The following is an 18,920-nucleotide window of genomic DNA, read 5'->3' as shown; positions in this document are numbered from 1 at the left end:
CCGGGAAGGGTCAGCTTCGGGCGCCGCCGAGGTGCGCCGCCGCCGCGTGTGCGGCCGGGGCGACTGCGGCCGAGGCGAGTGCGGCCGGAGTGATTGCGGCCGGGGCGAGTGCGGCCGGAGTGAACGCGGCAGCCTTCGGCGCGTCCGCGACTGCGGACGGCGCTGCGAGGAAGGCGTACCAGGACATGTCGCTGATACTCGCCCACGGCCGCCGCCGCGTCGAATGGTTTTCAGGGCTGCGGTTCTCAGAGGTTCTTGAGAGCCTCGCGGACGGAGAGGGGGGACAGTCGGTCCCTGGCACCCTCGACGAATGTCCTTACCGCGTCCGGATCGGTCTTGGCGTACTCCCGCAGACACCAGCCGATCGCCTTGCGGATGAAGAAGTCGGGATGGTCGGCGCGGCGCAGGCAGTAGCCGAAGAGCCGCCCGGTGTCGGTGGCCTCCTGGAAACGGAGCTGGTGCAGCAGGGCGGTCCGGGCGATCCACAGGTTCTCGTCGTCGATCCACCGGTCCATGTCGGCGGTCAGCGCGGGGTCGGCGGCCACCAGGGCTCCGACGACGCGCGCGGCCAGCAGGTCGACCGTGTCCCACCAGGGGCGGGTGATCACAAGATGACGTGCGACGGGGAGGAAGTCCGACGAGCAGCGGCCGCTGTACCGGCGGAGATAGTCGATGGCGAAGTACGCGTATTCGCGCTCGGGCAGTTCCCAGCAGCGCAGGGCGATCGCGGCGCAGTCCGCTTCGCCGGGGCGCGGGGTGTTCTCCAGGACCGTACGGGACAGGGCGCGGCGCTGCGGGGCGGCGATGCCGAGGAACGGGGCGACCCCTTTGAGGTACGCGGTGGAGTGCTCGGCGCGCAGCGGATCCGCCGCCGTCGGATACATGGTGGTGAGCCGTGCCATGACGGTGTCGGCGAGAGCGCTGACCGGCACATCGGGCATCGGCGTCGCGGAGGTCATACGCGTCACACTACGGACGATCATCCGTGCCCGTCGGTTACTCTTCCCCGGATGCTCGACACCGTCACCCGGCCTTCCCCGGGCCTCGCTGTCCGCTGCTCCAGGGCCCTGCTGTCGCCCTGGTCGCGGCTCGCGCTGCTGGTGGCCCTGCTGGGAGCCGCCGGGGCGGCCGTGCTGTTGTTCGAACCACAGAGGCTGCTGGCGGACGGCTGGCCGCAGCAGGTCGAGGGTTCCGCCGCCGTGGTGCTGTTCGCCGTCGCGTACGGGCTGTGTTCCGTGGCGTTCGTGCCGCGGCCGCTGCTCAATCTCGCCGCGGGCGCGCTCCTCGGCTCACTCTCCGGGACGGTCGCCGCGGTCGCGGGTACGGTGCTGGCCGCGGGGATCTCCTTCGGACTCGGCCGTCTTCTCGGGCAGGAGGCGCTGCGTCCGCTGCTGCGGGGGCGCTGGCTGAAGGCGGCAGACGGCCAGTTGAGCCGGCACGGCTTCCGCTCGATGCTGGCGGTACGGCTCTTCCCGGGGGTGCCGTTCGCCGCGGCCAACTACTGCGCGGCCGTCTCCCGGATGGGATGGGTCCCGTTCCTGGTGGCGACGGGAATCGGCTCGATTCCCAACACGACGGCGTACGTCGTCGCGGGCAGCAGGGCGTCGTCCCCGACCTCGCCGATGTTCCTGATCTCGACGGGCTTCATCGTGGTGACGGGTGTGGGAGCGGCGGTCCTCGCCTGGCGCAAGCGTCACCGCATCGGCGGAGGCTAGGGGGTGTTGCGAAAGTAGCGCCGTCCGCCCGAAGGGCGGGGCTCACGGCGGCTGGTGCGTGCCATCGCAAGGCGGAGAATCGTCCTCGTACTGGACGTACTCGGACGACTCCGACAACGCGGCGAGTGTGCGAGCCAGGCGTCGCGAGCCAGGCGTCGCGAGCCAGGCGGAACTTTCGCAACAGGCCCTAAGGCCTCTCCGGGAACTCCCCGCGGAGGCCCCCGTCACCCAGTCCGAGATCGCCGCCGGGTGCCGGGACGAAGAACCGCGCCACGTCGGCGTCCGTGACCTGTGCCAGTTCCTTCGGCGACCATGCCGGTGACCGGTCCTTGTCGATGACCTGGGCGCGGATGCCCTCCAGCAGGTCGGGCGTGGCGAGCGCGGCGCAGGAGGCGCGGTACTCCTGGTCGAGGACCTGCTCCAGCGTGGACAGTTCGCGGGCCCGGCGCAGCGAGGCGAGCGTCGCCTTGAGGGCGGTGGGTGACCGGGTCAGGATCGTTTCGGCGGTCTCCTTCGCCGCAGGCGCGCCGTGGCCGAGCAGCCGTCCGACGATCTCCTCCACCGAGTCGGCCGCGTAGCACGTGTCGATCCAGGCGCGGTCCGCGCCGAGCCGCCCGTCCGGTGCGTGTGTCGCGTGGCGTCGTACCGCTTCCTCTACGTCCGCGCCGGCGCGGGCACCCGTAGCTGAGCGCACGTCCGTACCGGCGAGCACATCCGTACCGGCGAGCGCGTCGGTCAGCCCGGGCAGCCGGTCCGAGGGGACGAAGTGGTCGGCGAGCCCGCAGAGCAGCGCGTCCGCCGCGCCCACCGCGCGTCCGGTGAGGGCGAGATGGGTGCCCAGCTCACCTGGCGCGCGGGACAGCAGATAGGTCCCGCCGACGTCGGGGACCAGGCCGATCCCGGTCTCGGGCATGGCGACGGCCGACCGCTCCGTGACGATCCGTACGCCGCCGTGCGCCGAGACGCCGACGCCGCCGCCCATCACGATGCCGTCCATCAGCGCCACGTACGGCTTGGAGTAGCGGGCGATCCGGGCGTTGAGGCGGTATTCGTCGCGCCAGAAGGCGGCCGAGGCGCCGCCCCCGGTGCGCGCGTCCTCGTGGATGGCGCGGATGTCACCGCCCGCGCACAGCCCGCGTTCGCCGGCGCCGGAGATGACCACGGCGGCGACGGTCGCGTCGCGCTCCCACCGCGCCAGCGCCTCGTCGACCGTACGGACCATGGGGTGGGTGAGGGCGTTGAGGGCGCGGGGGCGGTTGAGGGTGATGTGAGCCGTGCGGCCGGCCCGGTGGAGCAGCACCGGTTCGTCGTGGGCCATGTGGTTCCCTTCCTCGGGTCGCTCGGTGCCTCCGGGCGCTCGCGGCGCCCGGAGGCTCACACGTTCGCGGGCCCGGGGGCCGGGGCGGCGAGCGCCTCGATGATCCGGTCGGCGGCCAGGGTCGCCGTCAGCGTCCCTTCCCGGACGCGTTCTTCGAGCGCGGGCGCGAGGCCCCGCACGCCGGGGTGCTCACGCAGCCGGTCCAGGAGGTGGTCGCGGACCATCGACCAGGTCCAGTCCACCTGCTGGTCGCTGCGCTTGCGCGCCAGGCGGCCGTCCGCGCCGAGGACCGCGCGGTGCTGTTCCAGCCGCTCCCACAGGGTGTCGAGACCGGTGCCGTCGCGGGCGCTGCAACTGAGCACCGGAGGTGTCCAGGCGGCGTCGACGGGGTGCATCAGCCGCAGCGCGCCCGCGAGTTCACGGGCGGCGGAGCGTGCGTCGCGCTCGTGCGGACCGTCGGCCTTGTTGACGGCAATGACGTCGGCGAGTTCCAGGACGCCCTTCTTGATGCCCTGGAGCTGGTCCCCGGTGCGGGCCAGGCTGAGCAGCAGGAAGGAGTCGACCATGTTGGCGACGGTGGTCTCCGACTGGCCGACACCGACGGTCTCGACGAGCACCACGTCGTAACCGGCGGCCTCGACCACGATGATGCTCTCCCGGGTCGCCTTGGCGACGCCGCCCAGCGTGCCCGCCGTGGGCGACGGGCGGACGAACGCCGCCGGGTCCACGGCCAGCCGCTCCATCCGGGTCTTGTCACCCAGGATGGAGCCGCCGGTCCTGCTGGAGGACGGGTCGACGGCGAGCACCGCGACCCGGTGGCCGAGGCCGGTGAGCAGCGTCCCCAGCGCGTCGATGAAGGTGGATTTGCCGACACCCGGCACTCCGCTGATGCCGATCCGGCGTGCTTTTCCGGAGTGCGGCAGCAGCTCGGTCAGCAGCTGCTGGGCGAGTCGGCGGTGGTCGGGCCTGGTGGACTCCACGAGGGTGATGGCCCGCGCGATGTACGAACGGGAGCCGTCCAGGACGCCCTTCGCGTACCTGTCGATGTCGATCCGTGGCGGCACGGGCTCACCGCTCGTGGCCGGCGGCGGCGGTCGTGTCGTCCCGGGCCCCCGCGTCGGCGGGCCCGGCGGCATCGGAGTCGGAGTCGGAGTCGCTGTCAGGGTCACTGTCGCTGTCGCTGTCGGTGCCCTCGTGGCCCAGCGCGGCGGCCAGCGACGACAGCAGACCGAGCGCCGCGTCCGGGATCACCGTGCCGGGCGGGAAGACGGCCGCCGCGCCCGCGCGGTGCAGTTCCTCGATGTCGTGCGGCGGAATCACCCCGCCGACCACGATCATGACGTCCTCCCGGCCCTCCGCCGCGAGCTGCTCGCGCAGCGCCGGTACGAGCGTGAGGTGCCCGGCGGCCAGTGAGGAGACGCCGACGATGTGCACATCCGCCTCGACCGCCTGCCGGGCCACCTCGGCGGGCGTCTGGAACAGGGGGCCGACGTCGACGTCGAAGCCCAGGTCGGCGAAGGCCGTGGCGATCACCTTCTGGCCGCGGTCGTGACCGTCCTGGCCCATCTTGGCGACCAGGATGCGCGGGCGACGCCCCTCGGCCAGCTCGAACGCCTCGACCGCCGCGCGGGTGCGCTCCACGGCCGGGGAGGTGCCTGCCTCATTCCGGTACACACCGGAGATGGTACGGATCTGGCCGGAGTGGCGCCCGTACACCTTCTCCAGGGCATCGGAGATCTCCCCGACGGTCGCCATCGCGCGGGCCGCGTTCACCGCGAGAGCGAGCAGGTTGCCGTCGAGTCCGGGCGCGGAGGGCGCCTCGGCGGCCCGCGTGAGGGCGCGCAGGGCGTCCTGGCAGGCGTTCTCGTCGCGCTCGGCGCGCAGCCGCCGCAGCTTCTCGATCTGCAGGGTGCGTACGGAGGAGTTGTCGACCTTGAGCACCTCGATCCGCTCGTCGGTCTCCACCTGGTACTTGTTGACGCCGATGACGGGCTGGCGTCCCGAGTCGATCCGCGCCTGGGTACGGGCGGCTGCTTCCTCCACCCGCAGCTTGGGGATACCGGCGTCGATGGCCTGCGCCATTCCACCGGCCGCCTCGACCTCCTCGATGTGCTTCCAGGCGCGCCGGGCGAGGTCGTAGGTCAGCTTCTCGACGTACGCGCTGCCGCCCCACGGGTCGGTCACCCGGCAGGTACCCGACTCCTGCTGGAGCAGCAGCTGGGTGTTGCGGGCGATCCGCGCGGAGAAGTCGGTGGGCAGGGCGAGGGCCTCGTCCAGCGCGTTGGTGTGCAGCGACTGGGTGTGGCCCTGGGTCGCGGCCATCGCCTCCACGCAGGTGCGGGTGACGTTGTTGAAGACGTCCTGCGCGGTGAGCGACCAGCCGGAGGTCTGCGAATGGGTGCGCAGCGAGAGCGACTTGGCGTTCTGCGGGTCGAACTTCTTGACCAGCCTGGCCCACAGCAGCCGGGCCGCCCGCAGCTTGGCGATCTCCATGAAGAAGTTCATGCCGATGCCCCAGAAGAAGGAGAGGCGGGGCGCGAACGCGTCCACGTCGAGTCCGGCCCCGAGCCCCGCGCGCAGGTACTCGACACCGTCCGCCAGCGTGTAGGCCAGCTCCAGGTCGGCCGTCGCGCCCGCTTCCTGGATGTGATAGCCGGAGATGGAGATGGAGTTGTAGCGCGGCATCTTCCGCGAGGTGTACGAGAAGATGTCGGAGATGATCCGCATCGAGGGTTTCGGCGGATAGATGTAGGTGTTGCGGACCATGAACTCTTTGAGGATGTCGTTCTGGATGGTCCCCGCCAGCTTCTCGGGCGGTACGCCCTGCTCCTCGGCGGCCACGATGTACAGCGCGAGTACGGGGAGCACGGCGCCGTTCATCGTCATCGAGACGCTCATCCTGTCGAGCGGGATGCCGTCGAACAGCTGGCGCATGTCGTAGATCGAGTCGATGGCCACGCCCGCCATGCCGACATCGCCCGTCACCCTGGGGTGGTCGCTGTCGTAACCGCGGTGGGTCGGCAGGTCGAAGGCGACCGAGAGGCCCTTCTGCCCGGCGGCGAGGTTGCGCCGGTAGAAGGCGTTGGACTCCTCGGCGGTGGAGAACCCCGCGTACTGCCGGATGGTCCAGGGCTGGTTGACGTACATCGTCGGGTACGGTCCGCGCAGATACGGTGCGATGCCCGGGTAGGTGCCCAGGAAGTCGAGGTCCGCGGTGTCCTGAGCGGTGTACAGGGGTTTGACGGCGATGCCCTCCGGGGTGTCCCAGACGAGCTCGCTGTCGGCCTTGCCGGTGTGCTCCTTGACGGCCGTACGCCACTGGTCCTCGGTGACCCCGGCCGTGTCGGCGCCGGCGCCGGGTTCGAGGTCGATCTCGGAGAAGTCCGGGATCCGCATCACGCCACTCCCATCCGGTCGAGGACGGAGGTGAGGACGGCGATCGCGTCGCCGCCCGCGGCGACGAACTCGTCGACTCCGGCCGCTAGATATGTGTCACGCAGATCGCCGGGACGGCCGGCCAGGAACACCCACCGGGCGCCCGCGGACGTGAGTGCCTCGGCGACGGGCGCGGCCTGTTCCGCGTAGAGCGCGTCGCTGGAGCACAGACACGCGACGGTCGCCCCGCTGCGGGTGAAGGCCTCGGCGGCGGCGGCCGCGTCGACCGACACCGGGTCGTGGACCGGTTCGATCCCGCCGGCCTGGAAGAGGCTGGCGGCGAAGGTGGCCCGCGCGGTGTGCGCGGCGGCCGGGCCCAGGGCCGCCAGGAAGACCCGGGGGCGCGTGCCGGTGGCGGCGAGATGCGCGTCGGAGCGGGTCCGCAGCGCCTCGTACGCCTCGTCGCGGCGGACGACGGGCAGCCCGCCGGCCGGGGCGGCGGGCGCCGGGTCGCGCTCGACCGGGGGCTGGGAGAGCTGCGGGAACTCGCTGACGCCGGTGACGGGTTCGCGCCGCCTGGCCAGCCGTCCCGAACGCGTCTCCCAGGTGGTGGCGAGCCGCTCACCGATCAGCCCGTCGCGCAGTGCGGCACGCTGGCCGCCGGCGCGTTCGATCTCCTGGAACCACGCCCATGCGGCGCGGGCGAGGTCGTCGGTGAGCCGCTCCACGTACCAGGAGCCTCCCGCCGGGTCGATGACCCGTCCGAGGTGGGACTCCTCCAGCAGGATCGTGGAGGTGTTGCGGGCGACCCGGCGGGCGAAGGCGTCGGGCAGGCCGAGTGCGTGGTCGAAGGGCAGTACGGTCACGGCGTCGGCGCCGCCCAGTCCGGCCGCCAGCGAGGCGACCGTGGTGCGCAGCATGTTCACCCACGGGTCGCGGCGGGTCATCATGACCGGGGAGGTCACGGCGTGCTGACGTTGCGCCCCGGCGTCGTCGGCGCCGCATGCCTGCGCGACGCGGGCCCACAGGCGCCGGGCGGCACGGAGTTTGGCGATGGTCAGGAACTGGTCGGCGGTGGCCGCGTACCGGAATTCGAGCTGCGCGCAGGCCGCCTCGACGGAGAGTCCGGCCGCCGTGAGGTCGCGAAGCCAGCCGACGCCGGTGGCGAGCGAACAGCCCAGCTCCTGCGCGTCGGAGGCGCCGGCCTCGTGGTACGGCAGCGCGTCCACGGCGATGGCGCGCAGGTTCGGGTACTCACGGTGGCAGAGCGCGGCGAGCTCCGCGGCCTCCGCGGTGTGGTCGGCCGTCTCCCGCCCGGTGCGCGCGAGTTGACCGACCGGATCGGCGCCGAGGGTGCCCCGGGCGTCTTCCCGCTTCACCCCGCGCTCGTCGTACAGCTTCAGCAACTCCCGCGCGGCGGAGGCAAATTCCTCCCCGGCGTCGAGCGCGATCGGCGCCAGATCGAGGTAGACCCCGTCAAGTGCCGTGGCCAGTGCGGACACCGGCACTCCGCCGGCGCCGACCGCCAGCCACAGGGACGTGACCCCGTTCTCCAGGTCGGAGAGCACGGCCTCGTTGGTCCGCGCGGGATCGGCGCGCGTGTGCCGCTGGCGGACGTCCCAACCGGAGACGGCACCACCCTCCGGCCTGCCACCCCGGGTGAACGGCGCGAAGCCCGGGTAGCCGGCGTCGCCCGGGGCGTCTTCTGCGGTGTACAGGGGACGGGTGGAGAGTCCGTCCTGGAGCATCGTGGAGAGCGCGTCTTCGGCCGCCGGTCCCGAAACGTCTCGCCCCGTCTTGCGTAGCACGCCTTCTACCAGGCCCTGCCACTGCTCGCGGGTCGGATCGGGGAACTCGGCGGCCAGGGAGAGCCTGTCGTCAGGCAGGACCGTCATGATCCAGATGTTAGGACAGCGTAAGGAACGAGCAGCAGAGCTCATTCATGTGACGTTGCTCTCTCCGTTTCGGCCCGGGTTTGGGGCTTTACCGGCGCCCGGTGCGCTACGGGACGCGGAGGCGAGCGGGTGACGGCAGGGGCTCCCGTCGGCCCGTCATCAGCAGACGTTACGCTGCCGTGCACCGGCACGTGATCGCCCCTGCTGTTCCCCTGGACGGGATCGCCTGACATGTGAGGCGCCTCAACGGCGCCATGTCGGTGAAGAGTCCGCGTGACGAGGACCACGTACCCATCCATATGATCGGCACGCGCACCGCCTGTCACCCCTCAGCCCGCCCCTGCGCCCCGGCTCCGCCGGCCGGTGCATGATCATTTCTTGGATGGCGTAGCACCCCATGTCTTGGTTCGAATCTTTCATCCTCGGGCTCGTCCAGGGGCTGACCGAGTTCCTGCCCATCTCGTCCAGCGCGCACCTGCGGCTGACCGCCGCGTTCGCCGGCTGGCACGACCCGGGCGCGGCGTTCACCGCGATCACGCAGATCGGGACGGAGGCGGCTGTCCTGATCTACTTCCGCAAGGACATCGCCAGGATCATCTCCGCGTGGTTCCGGTCACTGACGAACAAGGCGATGCGCGGTGACCACGACGCGCAGATGGGCTGGCTGGTCATCGTCGGCTCGATCCCGATCGGTGTCCTCGGCGTCACGCTCAAGGACCAGATCGAGGGTCCGTTCCGTGATCTCCGCCTGACCGCCGTCATGCTGATCGTGATGGGCGTCGTCCTCGGTGTCGCCGACCGCCTCGCGGCCCGTGACGAGACCGGCGCCAAGCACCGTGCCGTCAGGGAGCGCAAGTCGCTCAAGGACCTGAGCGTCAAGGACGGTCTGATCTTCGGCTTCTGCCAGGCCCTGGCGCTGGTGCCCGGCGTTTCCCGTTCGGGCGCCACCATCAGCGGTGGTCTGCTGATGGGGTACAACCGCGAGGCCGCGGCACGCTATTCGTTCCTGCTCGCGATCCCGGCGGTCCTGGCCTCGGGCGTCTTCGAGCTGAAGGACGCGGGCGACGGACATGTGGCATGGGGACCGACCGGCCTCGCCACGCTCGTCGCGTTCGGTGTCGGATATGTCGTTATCGCGTGGTTTATGAAATTTATTACTACCAAGAGCTTCATGCCGTTCGTGATCTACCGGATCCTGCTCGGGATCGCGCTGCTCTTCCTGGTCGGCACGGACACCCTGAGCCCGCACGCCGGCGAGTCGGCCGGCTGACCGCTTCGCCCTCTGTACGCCTTTCATACGGGGGGCATACAGGGGGCGTACGGGCGGGCGCGAGGCGCCGCCGGAGCGCGCGAGTGTGAGCAAGGACGCTCCCCGATCGGTCCTGCGCCCCCCTTCCGTACCCATAGGGTTGTCGTATGTCCTCCTCTTCCGCATCCGCTTGCGTGGCTCTCGACGCCATCGCGGCCAACGACCGGATCCGCGCGCTCGTCGACGCCGCCGACACGACGGACGGAAGCTGGCCCGCCGAGGCGTACGAGAACCTGCTGCTGGAGTGGGCCGCGGCCCTCGACACCAAGGCCGACAAGGCCGACAAGGCCGCCTGAGCGTCCGACCGGTCACCCGGCCACGCTCGGCGGCCTCCGCCGCCTCTCCCCGGGGCCCGCGCCTCTATCGGCCGTCGCCGTCGGCGCCCTGCCACCGCTCGTACGGAATCCGGGCGATCTCGCGCAGCCCGCCGACCGTGCCCCACTCGTTCTTCCCCAGCCGCGACAGCGGGCGCAGCCCGGTCACCTCGGGGTGACCGTCGTCCATGACCGCCTCGTCGACCGCCGCGTGCACGACCCGCCCGAACACCACGGTGGAGTCACCCAGCAGCAGAGTGCTGTGCAACTCGCACTCCAGCGCCACCGGAGAAGCGGCGACGCGCGGCGGCTTGACCCGCAGACTCGCCTCGCGGACGACGCCCACGGCATCGAACTCACTGACACCGGGCGGGAAATCCGTCGCCGTGGCATTGATCGCCTCGAAGAGCGGCTCGGGCGCGAGATTCACCACGAACGCGCCGGTCTCCTCGATATTGCGCAGCGAGTCCTTGCGCCCCACCGACGTGAACTGCACCACCGGCGGCGCCACGCACGAGATCGTGAAGAAGGAGTGCGGGGCGAGGTTGTCGACGCCCCCGGCGGAGGTCGTCGACACCCAGGCGATCGGCCTGGGCACCACTGTCGCGGTCAGCAGCCGGTAGAAGGTGCCGCGGTCACACTGGTCGGGATCGAAGTCGATACGCATACGGCTCAGTATCCACGCAGCCGCTCGCGCACCCTGTCCCCGGATGGGGGCGGAGCGCGTTGAGCTTCCGCGACCAGGTCCGCGTACGGGTGACCGCACGTGTCCCGTGAGCCGCGCTCCCCGTTGATGGGGAATGACTCCATCCCCCTGGCGGCGTACAGTCGCCGCCGCATTGTTCCTCACCGCGGCCGTCGTGCCGACCGCACCCTCGGCCACCGCCGTGACATCCCCGGTCCTCCCGTCTCACCAGGCGGTGCGGGCGGCCGATGTCATCGAGCCCGCACTGCCCGTCGAAGAGTTCCCGGGTCAGGTGAAGGAGGCGTGCGGCATCTGGAAAACGCTGTCCTGGCCGGCGGCCAACCGGCCTACCGACTACTCCGTGGCGGACACGCCGTACGTCATCCGTGGCAGCAACCGCTACGGCAATCGCAGTCTGGACCTGCCCCTGGACGGCCACTACCGCGAGTACGACGTCAACCCCCGCCGGCCCGGACAGCACCGCGACGCCGAACGCCTCGTCCGTGACCCCGACACGCACACCGTCTGGTACACGGGAGACCACTACGCCAACTTCCGCCAGATCGCCTCGGGCTGCTCCTGACAGGCGACCCCATGGCCGTGCCGTCGACCCGTAGCGGTTGTCCGTGACGGCGGCCGGTCGACCCAAGCGCCCGGCCGGGCCTTCCCGGCCGGGCGTTCCGCGCGGGCGACCTGGCGGCGACGTGGCGGCGGCGGCCTGGCGCCCCGGACCGGTCCGACGTGGCCGTCACAGCTGACGCACAGCCACGTCGTCGCCGCCGGTTTCGTGGTGCCCCGGACGACGACCAGGATGCGGTCCCGGCCCGCGTCGCTTCTCATGGGCCTTGGCCTTGCCGCGCGGGAAGCTCCCGCCGGCGACGCTCACTTTCCGGCTGGCTCGCACCGAGAAGGAAGCGCCGTCATGGACGACACCCTGCCCGCCCATGCCGGGGGCGCCGCGACGCGCCATCGGGTGGTCCCGGTCCGCCTGACAGGGCAGGACCGGCCACGGGACAACGTCCCCCCGCAGTGGCACCGGGGGATGACACTGCTCGCGGCCATCAGCCTGTTCATCGGTACCCGTGGCGCCTGGACACGGGCGGTGGAAGAGGCGGCGCTGCCTCTCGCGGCGGTCATCTCCGTCTGCTACGCGGGCATTCTGATCTGCGGCGTGCTGGCCCTGTCCGTACGCGGCCGCAAGGCTCTGGGCCGGGTGGACCTGGCCGTACTGGTCCTGGCGATCACGCTCGTCATCTGCCGTCACTGGATGCAGCACATCGGCACCGACGAGGGGGTGCTGACCACGCAGGCCGCGAGCGAGATCCTGCGCGGCCACCCCATCTACGAGCGGCCCTGGCCGTGGCTCTTCGACAGGGAGGGTGTCGGGGTCACCAAGACCATGTCCGGGGGCGGCGACTACACCTACGCCTACCCGCCGCTGGCCGCTCTGCTCACCGCCCCTGTCTACGCCCTCGTGCACTCCAGGGCCGCCGCCACCGGGGTGACCACGGGCGCCCTCATCGTGGGTACGGTCGTGCTGTGGCGGCTGCTCCCGGCGACGTGGCGGCCGGCGGCCACCGCTGTGTGCCTCGGCTTCGGGATGCTGCCCAACTACGCCCGTTCGGGCTATCCGGCCATCGTCGCCTTCGCCCTCCTCGTGCCGGTCGTGGTCAGCTGGCCCGCCACCGGCGCCGGCGGGCGGCTCGGACGGTACGGGGTACTGCGTGCCGGCTGCCTCGGCGCGGCCTGCGCCGCCCAGCAGCTGAGCTGGTTCCTGCTGCCGTTCCTGGTGGTCGGGGTGTACGCCGTCCGGCGCGGCGAGCTCGGCGGGCGGGCCGCTCTCGGCGTGATCGCCCGTTACACCGGCATCGCCGCCCTGACCTGGTCGCTGATCAACGCGTACTTCGCCGTACAGGACTTCCCCGCCTGGCTGACCGGTACCTTCCTGCCGATGACCCAGGGCGCGATCCTGCACGGGCAGGGCGTCATGGGCATCTCGTACTACCTCACCCACGGCAGCGGCCGCCTGGACTTCTACTCCTATGCCAGCCTCCTGCTGCTGCTCGGTCTGCTGGCCGCCCTGACCCTCTTCGTACGGCGGCTCGGCCCCGCCCTGACGGTCCTGCCGTGGCTCGCCTTCTACCTCGCCACCCGTTCGCAGGACGGGTACTTCCTGCTGATGACGCCGCTGTGGCTGGCGGCCGCCGCCACCGTGCCGGGAACCGCGCTGGCGACCGCGTGGCAGCCGCGTATCACCCGGGTGAGCGGCCCCGGAGCCAAGGCCGCGCTGGCCGCGGGGCTGCTCGTGCCGGCCGTCCTGTGCGTCGGGGTGGCGGCCACGAGTCCGCCGCCCTTGCGGTTGAGCGTCGCCCCCGAGTTCACCGACCAGCCCCGCCGGGGAATCACGTCGGTGGTCGTCCATGCCGTGAACACCACGGGGACGGCGCTCGCGCCGCACTTCGCCAGCCGTACCGGCCAGGGCGCCTCCGACTGGTGGCCCATCAGCTCCGGCCCCGCCGCTCTCGGCCCGCACGCCTCGGCCGCGTACGTCCTGACCCCGCCGGGCGGCTTCCGCGCCCTGCCGCGCGGCAGAGCCCGTCTCCACCTGATCGCGGTCACCGGTACGCCGATGACCATCACCACGGTCCTCTTCCCGGTCAGGAGCGCCACGTCACCGGCCCATGCCGGGCCGTCAGCCCCGTCGAGGGCGGCACCGCGTTGACGCGAACGGGTCGTCGGCCGCGCCGTGGCGTGGTGGTCAGGGGCCCTGGCGGGGAGACGCCCTTAGGGTGCGACGACGGGACAGGTTTTCGGCGGATCCTCGCGACAGGGGGGTGGGACCGGTGTCGGTGCCATGGAGCGGCGGCGGCCTGCCGCCGGCGGCGGAGCAACGCATCGCCGAGGCGCGACGCAGCGGCACGTGGTCGTCCGCGCTGTCGACCGGGGAGTTCACGGCGATCCGCTCGGTCGGCTTCGAACCGGTCGGGCAGGCGATGGGATCGGCCGTCTATCACGTGGGGCGCTCCGGCCAGTACTGGGGCTACTACGACTGCCTCTACCTCGGGGCGGGCTTCCCTCTCTCGGGGGCCCCTGGACCGGTCGCGCTCTCCGGGGAAGGGGCGCCCGCCGGCGCTCTTGTGCAGGTGTTCGACGACGCGCGCCGTACCGCGCTGCACCGGCTGGCCGCGGAGTGCACCGCGCTGGGCGGCGACGGCGTGGTGGCGGCGGAGCTCACCATGGCGCCCTTCCCGTCGCAGCCGAACTGCCTGGAGTTCAAGGTGATCGGTACGGCGGTGCGCGCCCGCGGAGACGTACGGTCGCCGCATCCGTTCACCTGCCATCTGGACGGCCAGGGCTTCGCCAAGCTGGTCTCGGGCGGCTGGGTTCCGGTGGAGTTGCTGGTCGGTATGTCGATCGGCGTCCGCCACGACGACTTCGGCACCCGCTCCCAGGCGCTCTCCTGGAACAACACGGAGGTCGGCGCCTGGAGCGAACTGGTCGGGGACGTACGCGCCGACGCCCGGCGTCAGCTGGAACTCCAGGGGCTTCGCCGAGGTGGTGACGGAGTCATCCTGGCCGACGGGAATCTGCGGGTCTGGCGGGAGGCCTGCATGCGGGCGTCGCGTTTCGGCGCCGAGGGGGAGGACCACGTGGCCGAGTCGACCATGGTGGGAACGACCATCGCGCGCTTCGAGGCCGGGGCGCGGCGCCCGCCGACGCTCGCCGTGATGCCGCTGGGCCGGCGCGGGGAACGGCTGCGCCGGCGGCTCGCGGCGGTGGAGTCCAGCCCGTACGGGGACCCGGCCGAGAGCGAGCGGCTCGCCGCGGAACTGAGCGATCTGGGCGAGCAGGGGTGAGGTGCGGTGGGAGCGGAGCGGTGGGTGCGCGGGGGCAGCGCCCGTGGTTCGCGCCCGTGGTGCGCCCCGTGCTCCGGCATCGAAGTGACCGTGCGGTACTGACAGTGAGGATGACAGGTGTCCGGGAGCAGCGGTGACGAAGTGGGCGACGGCGGCCCGAGCGATCAGGGGGTGCCGGCCGATGCCATGCGCCGGCTGGCGCGGCTGGAGCCCGGCAAGACCGGTTCGATCTTCACGAGCGACCTGTCGGTGAACGAGTTCCTGCTGGTCAAGGAGGTGGGATTCCGGCCCATCGGCCTGGTGCTCGGGAGTTCGATCTACCACGTGGGCATCCAGCTCGGCCGCTGGAACAAGAACCAGGAGCTGGAGACCCTCAGCCAGGCGATGTACCACGCCCGCGAGCTGGCCATGACCCGTATGGAGGCCGAGGCGGCGCAGCTGGGCGCGGACGGCATCGTGGGCGTCCGGCTGAGCGTGGAGGCGCGGGAGTTCGGCAACGACATCGCCGAGTTCATCGCCATCGGTACGGCGGTGAAGGCCGACCACCCGGCGCCCGGCGGAACGGCCTGGCGCAACAACAAGGGCCAGCCCTTCACCTCGGACCTGTCGGGTCAGGACTTCTGGACGCTGATCCGGGCCGGCTACGCGCCGCTCGGCATGGTCATGGGTACCTGCGTCTACCACATCGCGCATCAGCGGGTGGGCGCCGCCTTCTCCAATTTCGGCAAGAACGTGGAGATCGAGAAGTTCACCCAGGCGCTCTACGACGCCCGGGAGCTGGCCATGGCCCGTATGCAGGCCGAGGCGGAGGAACTGGAGGCGGAGGGCGTCGTCGGCGTCCAGCTGAACGCCCACAACCACCGCTGGGGCGGCCACACCACGGAGTTCTTCTCCATCGGCACGGCGGTTCGGCCGCTGCGCGCGGACCACGAGATCGAGCGTCCGACGATGGTGCTCAGCCTGGACGGGTGACAGCCTGGACAAGTGACGGCTCACACGGGTGGCAACTCGCACAGGTGGCAGCTCGCACGGACAGATGCCTGGACGGGGCCGCCCGGGACGGATGGCTGCCTCGACGGGCGGGTGCCTGGTGGAGGACGCGATGGACGACGAGGGGAGGCCCGATGAGCGACGGTGAGCCCGGGCCCGAGCCGTCCTCCGGCGGCGAGCTGGAGCCGGCGGACGGCGGCACCGGCGCGGTCGACGACCTGGCGGCGGCGCTCCGCAGGGACGCCGCCGATCTGGAGGTGTACTCCCAGGTGCTGAGCCGTTCACTGGCCGAGGCGCTGCCCCCCGGCTCCGTGGTGCTGGAGCGCAGGCGCAGCATGGGCGACCGGCTCGCGGGACGGGACGGCCGGGTGGAGCGGGTCGAGATCTCGCTGGACGACCAGCGGCTGATCCTGAGCCTGACGCACGGGCGGACGGTCGGCGAGATCGCCAAGGTGGTGCGGGGTGTCGTGCTGTCGCGCACGCCGGTGCCGCTCGACGAGTGGACGCGGAAGCTGGCGGCCGCGATGGCGTTGCGGGCGCGCTCGGACGCGCGGGCGCGGGCCGCCCTGGAGAAGCTCGTCCTGGGCGACTGACCGGCCCGCGCGCCGTTCCGGCTACGGCCGAGCGGGTGTACGGATCAGATGCTGTGCGGCTCGATTGCCGTACGGATGAGATGCCGTAGGGGTCAGATGCCGTACGGATCGGATGCCGTACGGATCGGATGCCGTACGGATCAGATGAACGCGCGGATGTCGGCGTTCAGGCGCTGCGCGAGCCGCACGGTGATGAACTCGTTGTTGTCCGCCTTGCCCGGCGTACGGCCGGAGGAGAACGGGAAGTTGTTGTCGTTCATGACGGCCAGCGTCTGGTCGTCGAGCAGGACCACGTCCTCGATCGTGACGAACGGGAAGCGGAAGGTCTTCCCGAAGCCGCCGACACCCTTCGGGTTCGCGATGTTCAGCAGGTCGACGACCAGGGTCTTGTCCATGACGCCGTCACCGTCGCGGTCGCGCGTGTCGGCGAGGTAGACGCGCTTGGACGCGGCGGCGTCGCCCATCTCGTTGTCGCGCTCGATGACCAGGAAGCGGTGGCTGTCCACGGCGATGGCGTCGCCGATGGCGTGCGAGGTGGACTCCAGGCGGTACGTCCAGTGCTTCCCCGTGTACCGCTGCTTGAGCAGGTCGAAGTCGTTCATGCGCAGGTCGCCGGGCCGGTCACCGGCCACCGTTCCTTCGAGGAGCGGGTAGAGGTGACGGCCGTCGACCGAGCGGGCCATGCCCTCGAAGCCCTTGCTGCTGCCGAGGTTGGGCTGGCCGCCGTTGAGGTAAGGGTTCTCCGGCGCCTTGACGTCCTTGAGGGCGATGGGGGCCTGGAGCAGGCGGCCGGACGACGAGAAGTGCAGCAGGAAGGGGCCGAATTCGTCACCGATCCAGTAAGTGCCGTCGTAGGACCGCACGATGGACTCGACATCGAAATCGGCGCCGGTCAGCACCCGGTCGCTGCGCGTGAGCGCGAACGGAACATGGCGGTAGGGGTCGCTCAGGTTGAATCCGCCCAGCACCTTGACCTTCCCGGTCCGCGTGTCCGGCTTGATGTGGTGGATGCGGAGCAGGAAGTCGGCGCTGTTGGCCTTGTTGCCGTAACCGTTGTCGGACAGCACGTCGTAGCTGCCGTCGTGCCGGTTGACGACGCCACTGAATCCCTGGACCGGCTGGCCCTTGAACGGCGTCGTGATGCCGTTGGTCGCTTCGTCCGCTCCGATGGCGAAGCCGGACGGCGCGCTGCCGGGCACGAACGTCTCGGCCGGAAGGGAGGAGAACCCGGTCAGCGTGGCCTGACCGAAGTCCTTGTGCTCGCGGTCGGCCATGGCGGGGGTGGCAAGGCCGACGGTCAGTGCCGCGGCGCTCAACATGATCAAAAGCTTCTTCATGCCGCGCACGGTAGGTATGTCGCATGACCGACACCCCAACGGAACACAGCCCGAGCACGACCGGAGAATGATCGGCCGCGCTGTTGACGTACCGGACCGGGCGTGAAGGATGGGGCCATGTACCTCGACCTCGCGCGGCTGCGCGGTTCCTTTCCCGCTCTCGACCAGGGCGTGGCGCACTTCGACGGCCCCGGGGGATCCCAGGTGCCGCGGCAGGTGGCACAGGCCGTGGCCGCCACCCTGACCAGCGGGATCTCCAACCGAGGCGCCGTCACCGCCGCCGAACGTCACGCCGATGCCGTGGTGGCCGGGGCGCGGTCCGCCGTGGCGGACCTGCTGGGCTGCCGGGCCGGGGGCGTGGTCTTCGCGCGGTCGATGACCCAGGCCGCCTACGACCTCGCGCGGGCGCTCTCGAAGCAGTGGGCGGAGGGCGACGAGATCGTCGTGACCCGCCTGGACCACGACGCGAACATCCGGCCCTGGACCGCCGCCGCCCGGGCCGTGGGGGCGACCGTACGGCCGGCGGGCTTCGACCGGGTCACGGGCACCCTCCGTGTGGACGACATCGCGGCGGTGCTGTCGCCGCGCACCCGTGTGGTGGCGGTGACCGGCGCGTCCAACCTGCTCGGCACCCGTCCTGACGTGGCGGCGATCAGCGAGGCGGCGCACGCCGTGGGGGCGCTGGTGCATGTCGACGGAGTCCATCTGACACCGCACGCCCCCGTCTCGCTGGACGAGCTGGGAGCCGACTTCTACACATGCTCGCCGTACAAGTTCTTCGGACCGCACCATGGCGTACTGGTCGGGGCGCCCGAGCTGCTGGAGCGGGTGCACCCCGACAAGCTGCTGCCGTCGAGCGACGCCGTCCCCGAGCGGTTCGAACTGGGCACGCTGCCGTACGAACTGCTGGCGGGTACCACCGCGGCCGTCGACTTCATCGCGGGTCTGAGCCCGTCCGGCCCCGGCCCGGCCGATCGGCGGGCGCGCGTGCTGGCGTCGATGCGGCTGGTCGAGGCGCACGAGGAGGAGCTCTTCGCACGGCTGCTCGACGGACTCGGCGCGATCAGCGGCGTGACGCTGTACGGCTCCGCCGCCCGGCGCACCCCGACAGCCCTCTTCACCCTGGCCGGCCGCTCCCCCCGAGAGGTTTACGAGCGGCTGGCCCGGGTGGACGTGAACGCCCCCGCGGGCACGTTCTACGCGATCGAGGCGGCCCGCTGGATCGGGCTCGGCGAGGACGGCGCGGTACGGGCCGGTCTCGCCCCGTACAACAACGCCGAGGATGTCGACCGCCTGCTGGCGGGCGTCAAGGAGCTGGCGAGGTGACCGGGCGGCGGACCGCACACGGTGGCGGCGGACCGCCTACCTCTGGCCGAGGTCCAGGATCTCCGCCAGCCGGCGCCATTCGGCGCGAGGGAGAACACCGCGGTCGGCGGTGACGATCTGGAGGGCTACGTGGTCGGCCCCCGCACCATGGAACATCCGCGGCGGATCCGTACCACCGGCGGGGGCTCTGCCCGGCGGCGGCACGC

Annotated in this window: 17 protein-coding genes and 1 pseudogene; 9 read left to right on the top strand and 9 right to left on the bottom strand. The window is 71.5% G+C overall.

Translation table 11 applies throughout. The features are described 5' to 3' along the window. Nucleotides 1-10: 10 nt before the first annotated feature. Both ACIBAE_RS21025 and ACIBAE_RS21020 read right to left on the bottom strand, forming a co-directional pair. Entirely contained in the window at nucleotides 11-187 is a 177-nt protein-coding gene (locus tag ACIBAE_RS21025) for a hypothetical protein (protein ID WP_399287601.1), read from the bottom strand. A 58-nt stretch (nucleotides 188-245) separates the two neighbouring features. Further along, on the bottom strand, nucleotides 246-959 hold the full coding sequence (locus ACIBAE_RS21020; RefSeq protein WP_399287599.1) for a DNA alkylation repair protein: 714 nt from the start codon (nucleotides 957-959) through the stop codon (nucleotides 246-248). A 51-nt stretch (nucleotides 960-1,010) separates the two neighbouring features. Between ACIBAE_RS21020 and ACIBAE_RS21015 the strand changes: the two genes are divergently transcribed. Beyond that, nucleotides 1,011-1,715: a TVP38/TMEM64 family protein gene (locus ACIBAE_RS21015; protein ID WP_399287596.1), complete on the top strand. Its 705-nt coding sequence runs from the start codon at nucleotides 1,011-1,013 to the stop codon at nucleotides 1,713-1,715. Nucleotides 1,716-1,902: 187 nt separating this feature from the next. Here ACIBAE_RS21015 and ACIBAE_RS21010 read toward each other — a convergent pair whose 3' ends face one another. The 4 genes from ACIBAE_RS21010 to ACIBAE_RS20995 are packed head-to-tail and all read right to left on the bottom strand — an operon-like array spanning nucleotide 1,903 to nucleotide 8,303. Further along, complete coding sequence (locus ACIBAE_RS21010) at nucleotides 1,903-3,033, bottom strand: enoyl-CoA hydratase/isomerase family protein (RefSeq protein ID WP_399287593.1); 1,131 nt, start codon at nucleotides 3,031-3,033, stop codon at nucleotides 1,903-1,905. Between the two features lie 56 nt (nucleotides 3,034-3,089). Beyond that, complete coding sequence (meaB, locus tag ACIBAE_RS21005) at nucleotides 3,090-4,097, bottom strand: methylmalonyl Co-A mutase-associated GTPase MeaB (protein ID WP_399287591.1); 1,008 nt, start codon at nucleotides 4,095-4,097, stop codon at nucleotides 3,090-3,092. Nucleotides 4,098-4,101: 4 nt separating this feature from the next. Beyond that, nucleotides 4,102-6,429: a methylmalonyl-CoA mutase gene (gene scpA, locus ACIBAE_RS21000; protein ID WP_399287588.1), complete on the bottom strand. Its 2,328-nt coding sequence runs from the start codon at nucleotides 6,427-6,429 to the stop codon at nucleotides 4,102-4,104. Next, on the bottom strand, nucleotides 6,429-8,303 hold the full coding sequence (locus ACIBAE_RS20995) for a methylmalonyl-CoA mutase family protein (protein WP_399287585.1): 1,875 nt from the start codon (nucleotides 8,301-8,303) through the stop codon (nucleotides 6,429-6,431). Before ACIBAE_RS20995 ends, scpA begins: the two co-directional genes overlap by 1 nt. A gap of 397 nt (nucleotides 8,304-8,700) precedes the next feature. Here ACIBAE_RS20995 and ACIBAE_RS20990 point away from each other — a divergent pair, with 397 nt between their 5' ends. Further along, nucleotides 8,701-9,573, top strand: a complete 873-nt coding sequence (locus ACIBAE_RS20990) for an undecaprenyl-diphosphate phosphatase (protein WP_399287582.1) — start codon at nucleotides 8,701-8,703, stop codon at nucleotides 9,571-9,573. A 146-nt stretch (nucleotides 9,574-9,719) separates the two neighbouring features. Continuing rightward, nucleotides 9,720-9,908 carry a hypothetical protein gene (locus tag ACIBAE_RS20985; protein ID WP_399287579.1) on the top strand — a complete coding sequence of 63 codons (189 nt, stop codon included), beginning with the start codon at nucleotides 9,720-9,722 and terminating at the stop codon, nucleotides 9,906-9,908. 64 nt (nucleotides 9,909-9,972) lie between these two features. Here ACIBAE_RS20985 and ACIBAE_RS20980 read toward each other — a convergent pair whose 3' ends face one another. Beyond that, nucleotides 9,973-10,593 (bottom strand): flavin reductase family protein, encoded by a 621-nt coding sequence (locus ACIBAE_RS20980; protein WP_399287576.1) that lies wholly within the window; start codon nucleotides 10,591-10,593, stop codon nucleotides 9,973-9,975. A gap of 193 nt (nucleotides 10,594-10,786) precedes the next feature. On the opposite strand from ACIBAE_RS20980, the gene ACIBAE_RS20975 reads away from it, so the two are divergent. The 5 genes from ACIBAE_RS20975 (at nucleotide 10,787) to ACIBAE_RS20955 (ending at nucleotide 16,051) form a co-directional block, all read left to right on the top strand. Continuing rightward, entirely contained in the window at nucleotides 10,787-11,194 is a 408-nt protein-coding gene (locus ACIBAE_RS20975) for a ribonuclease domain-containing protein (RefSeq protein ID WP_399287573.1), read from the top strand. 339 nt (nucleotides 11,195-11,533) lie between these two features. Continuing rightward, a complete protein-coding gene (locus ACIBAE_RS20970) occupies nucleotides 11,534-13,333 on the top strand; it encodes a hypothetical protein (protein WP_399287570.1) in 1,800 nt (599 codons plus the stop codon). Between the two features lie 121 nt (nucleotides 13,334-13,454). Further along, nucleotides 13,455-14,468: a heavy metal-binding domain-containing protein gene (locus ACIBAE_RS20965; RefSeq protein ID WP_399287567.1), complete on the top strand. Its 1,014-nt coding sequence runs from the start codon at nucleotides 13,455-13,457 to the stop codon at nucleotides 14,466-14,468. A 117-nt stretch (nucleotides 14,469-14,585) separates the two neighbouring features. Continuing rightward, nucleotides 14,586-15,440 (top strand): heavy metal-binding domain-containing protein, encoded by an 855-nt coding sequence (locus ACIBAE_RS20960; protein WP_399287564.1) that lies wholly within the window; start codon nucleotides 14,586-14,588, stop codon nucleotides 15,438-15,440. Between the two features lie 152 nt (nucleotides 15,441-15,592). Beyond that, nucleotides 15,593-16,051: a hypothetical protein gene (locus ACIBAE_RS20955; RefSeq protein WP_399287562.1), complete on the top strand. Its 459-nt coding sequence runs from the start codon at nucleotides 15,593-15,595 to the stop codon at nucleotides 16,049-16,051. 140 nt (nucleotides 16,052-16,191) lie between these two features. Here the strand turns inward: ACIBAE_RS20955 and ACIBAE_RS20950 are convergent, their stop codons facing one another. After that, nucleotides 16,192-17,388: an esterase-like activity of phytase family protein gene (locus ACIBAE_RS20950; protein ID WP_399287559.1), complete on the bottom strand. Its 1,197-nt coding sequence runs from the start codon at nucleotides 17,386-17,388 to the stop codon at nucleotides 16,192-16,194. A gap of 117 nt (nucleotides 17,389-17,505) precedes the next feature. On the opposite strand from ACIBAE_RS20950, the gene ACIBAE_RS20945 reads away from it, so the two are divergent. Continuing rightward, entirely contained in the window at nucleotides 17,506-18,714 is a 1,209-nt protein-coding gene (locus ACIBAE_RS20945; protein ID WP_399287556.1) for a cysteine desulfurase-like protein, read from the top strand. 36 nt (nucleotides 18,715-18,750) lie between these two features. On the opposite strand, the pseudogene ACIBAE_RS20940 reads toward ACIBAE_RS20945, so the two are convergent. Continuing rightward, nucleotides 18,751-18,867, bottom strand: a pseudogene (locus ACIBAE_RS20940) (LLM class F420-dependent oxidoreductase); the annotation flags it as partial. Nucleotides 18,868-18,920: the final 53 nt, after the last annotated feature.

The organism is Streptomyces sp. NPDC051569, from assembly GCF_044454085.1.
In the GTDB taxonomy this organism is placed as follows: domain Bacteria; phylum Actinomycetota; class Actinomycetes; order Streptomycetales; family Streptomycetaceae; genus Streptomyces.
This window is presented reverse-complemented; position numbering and strand designations above follow the sequence as displayed.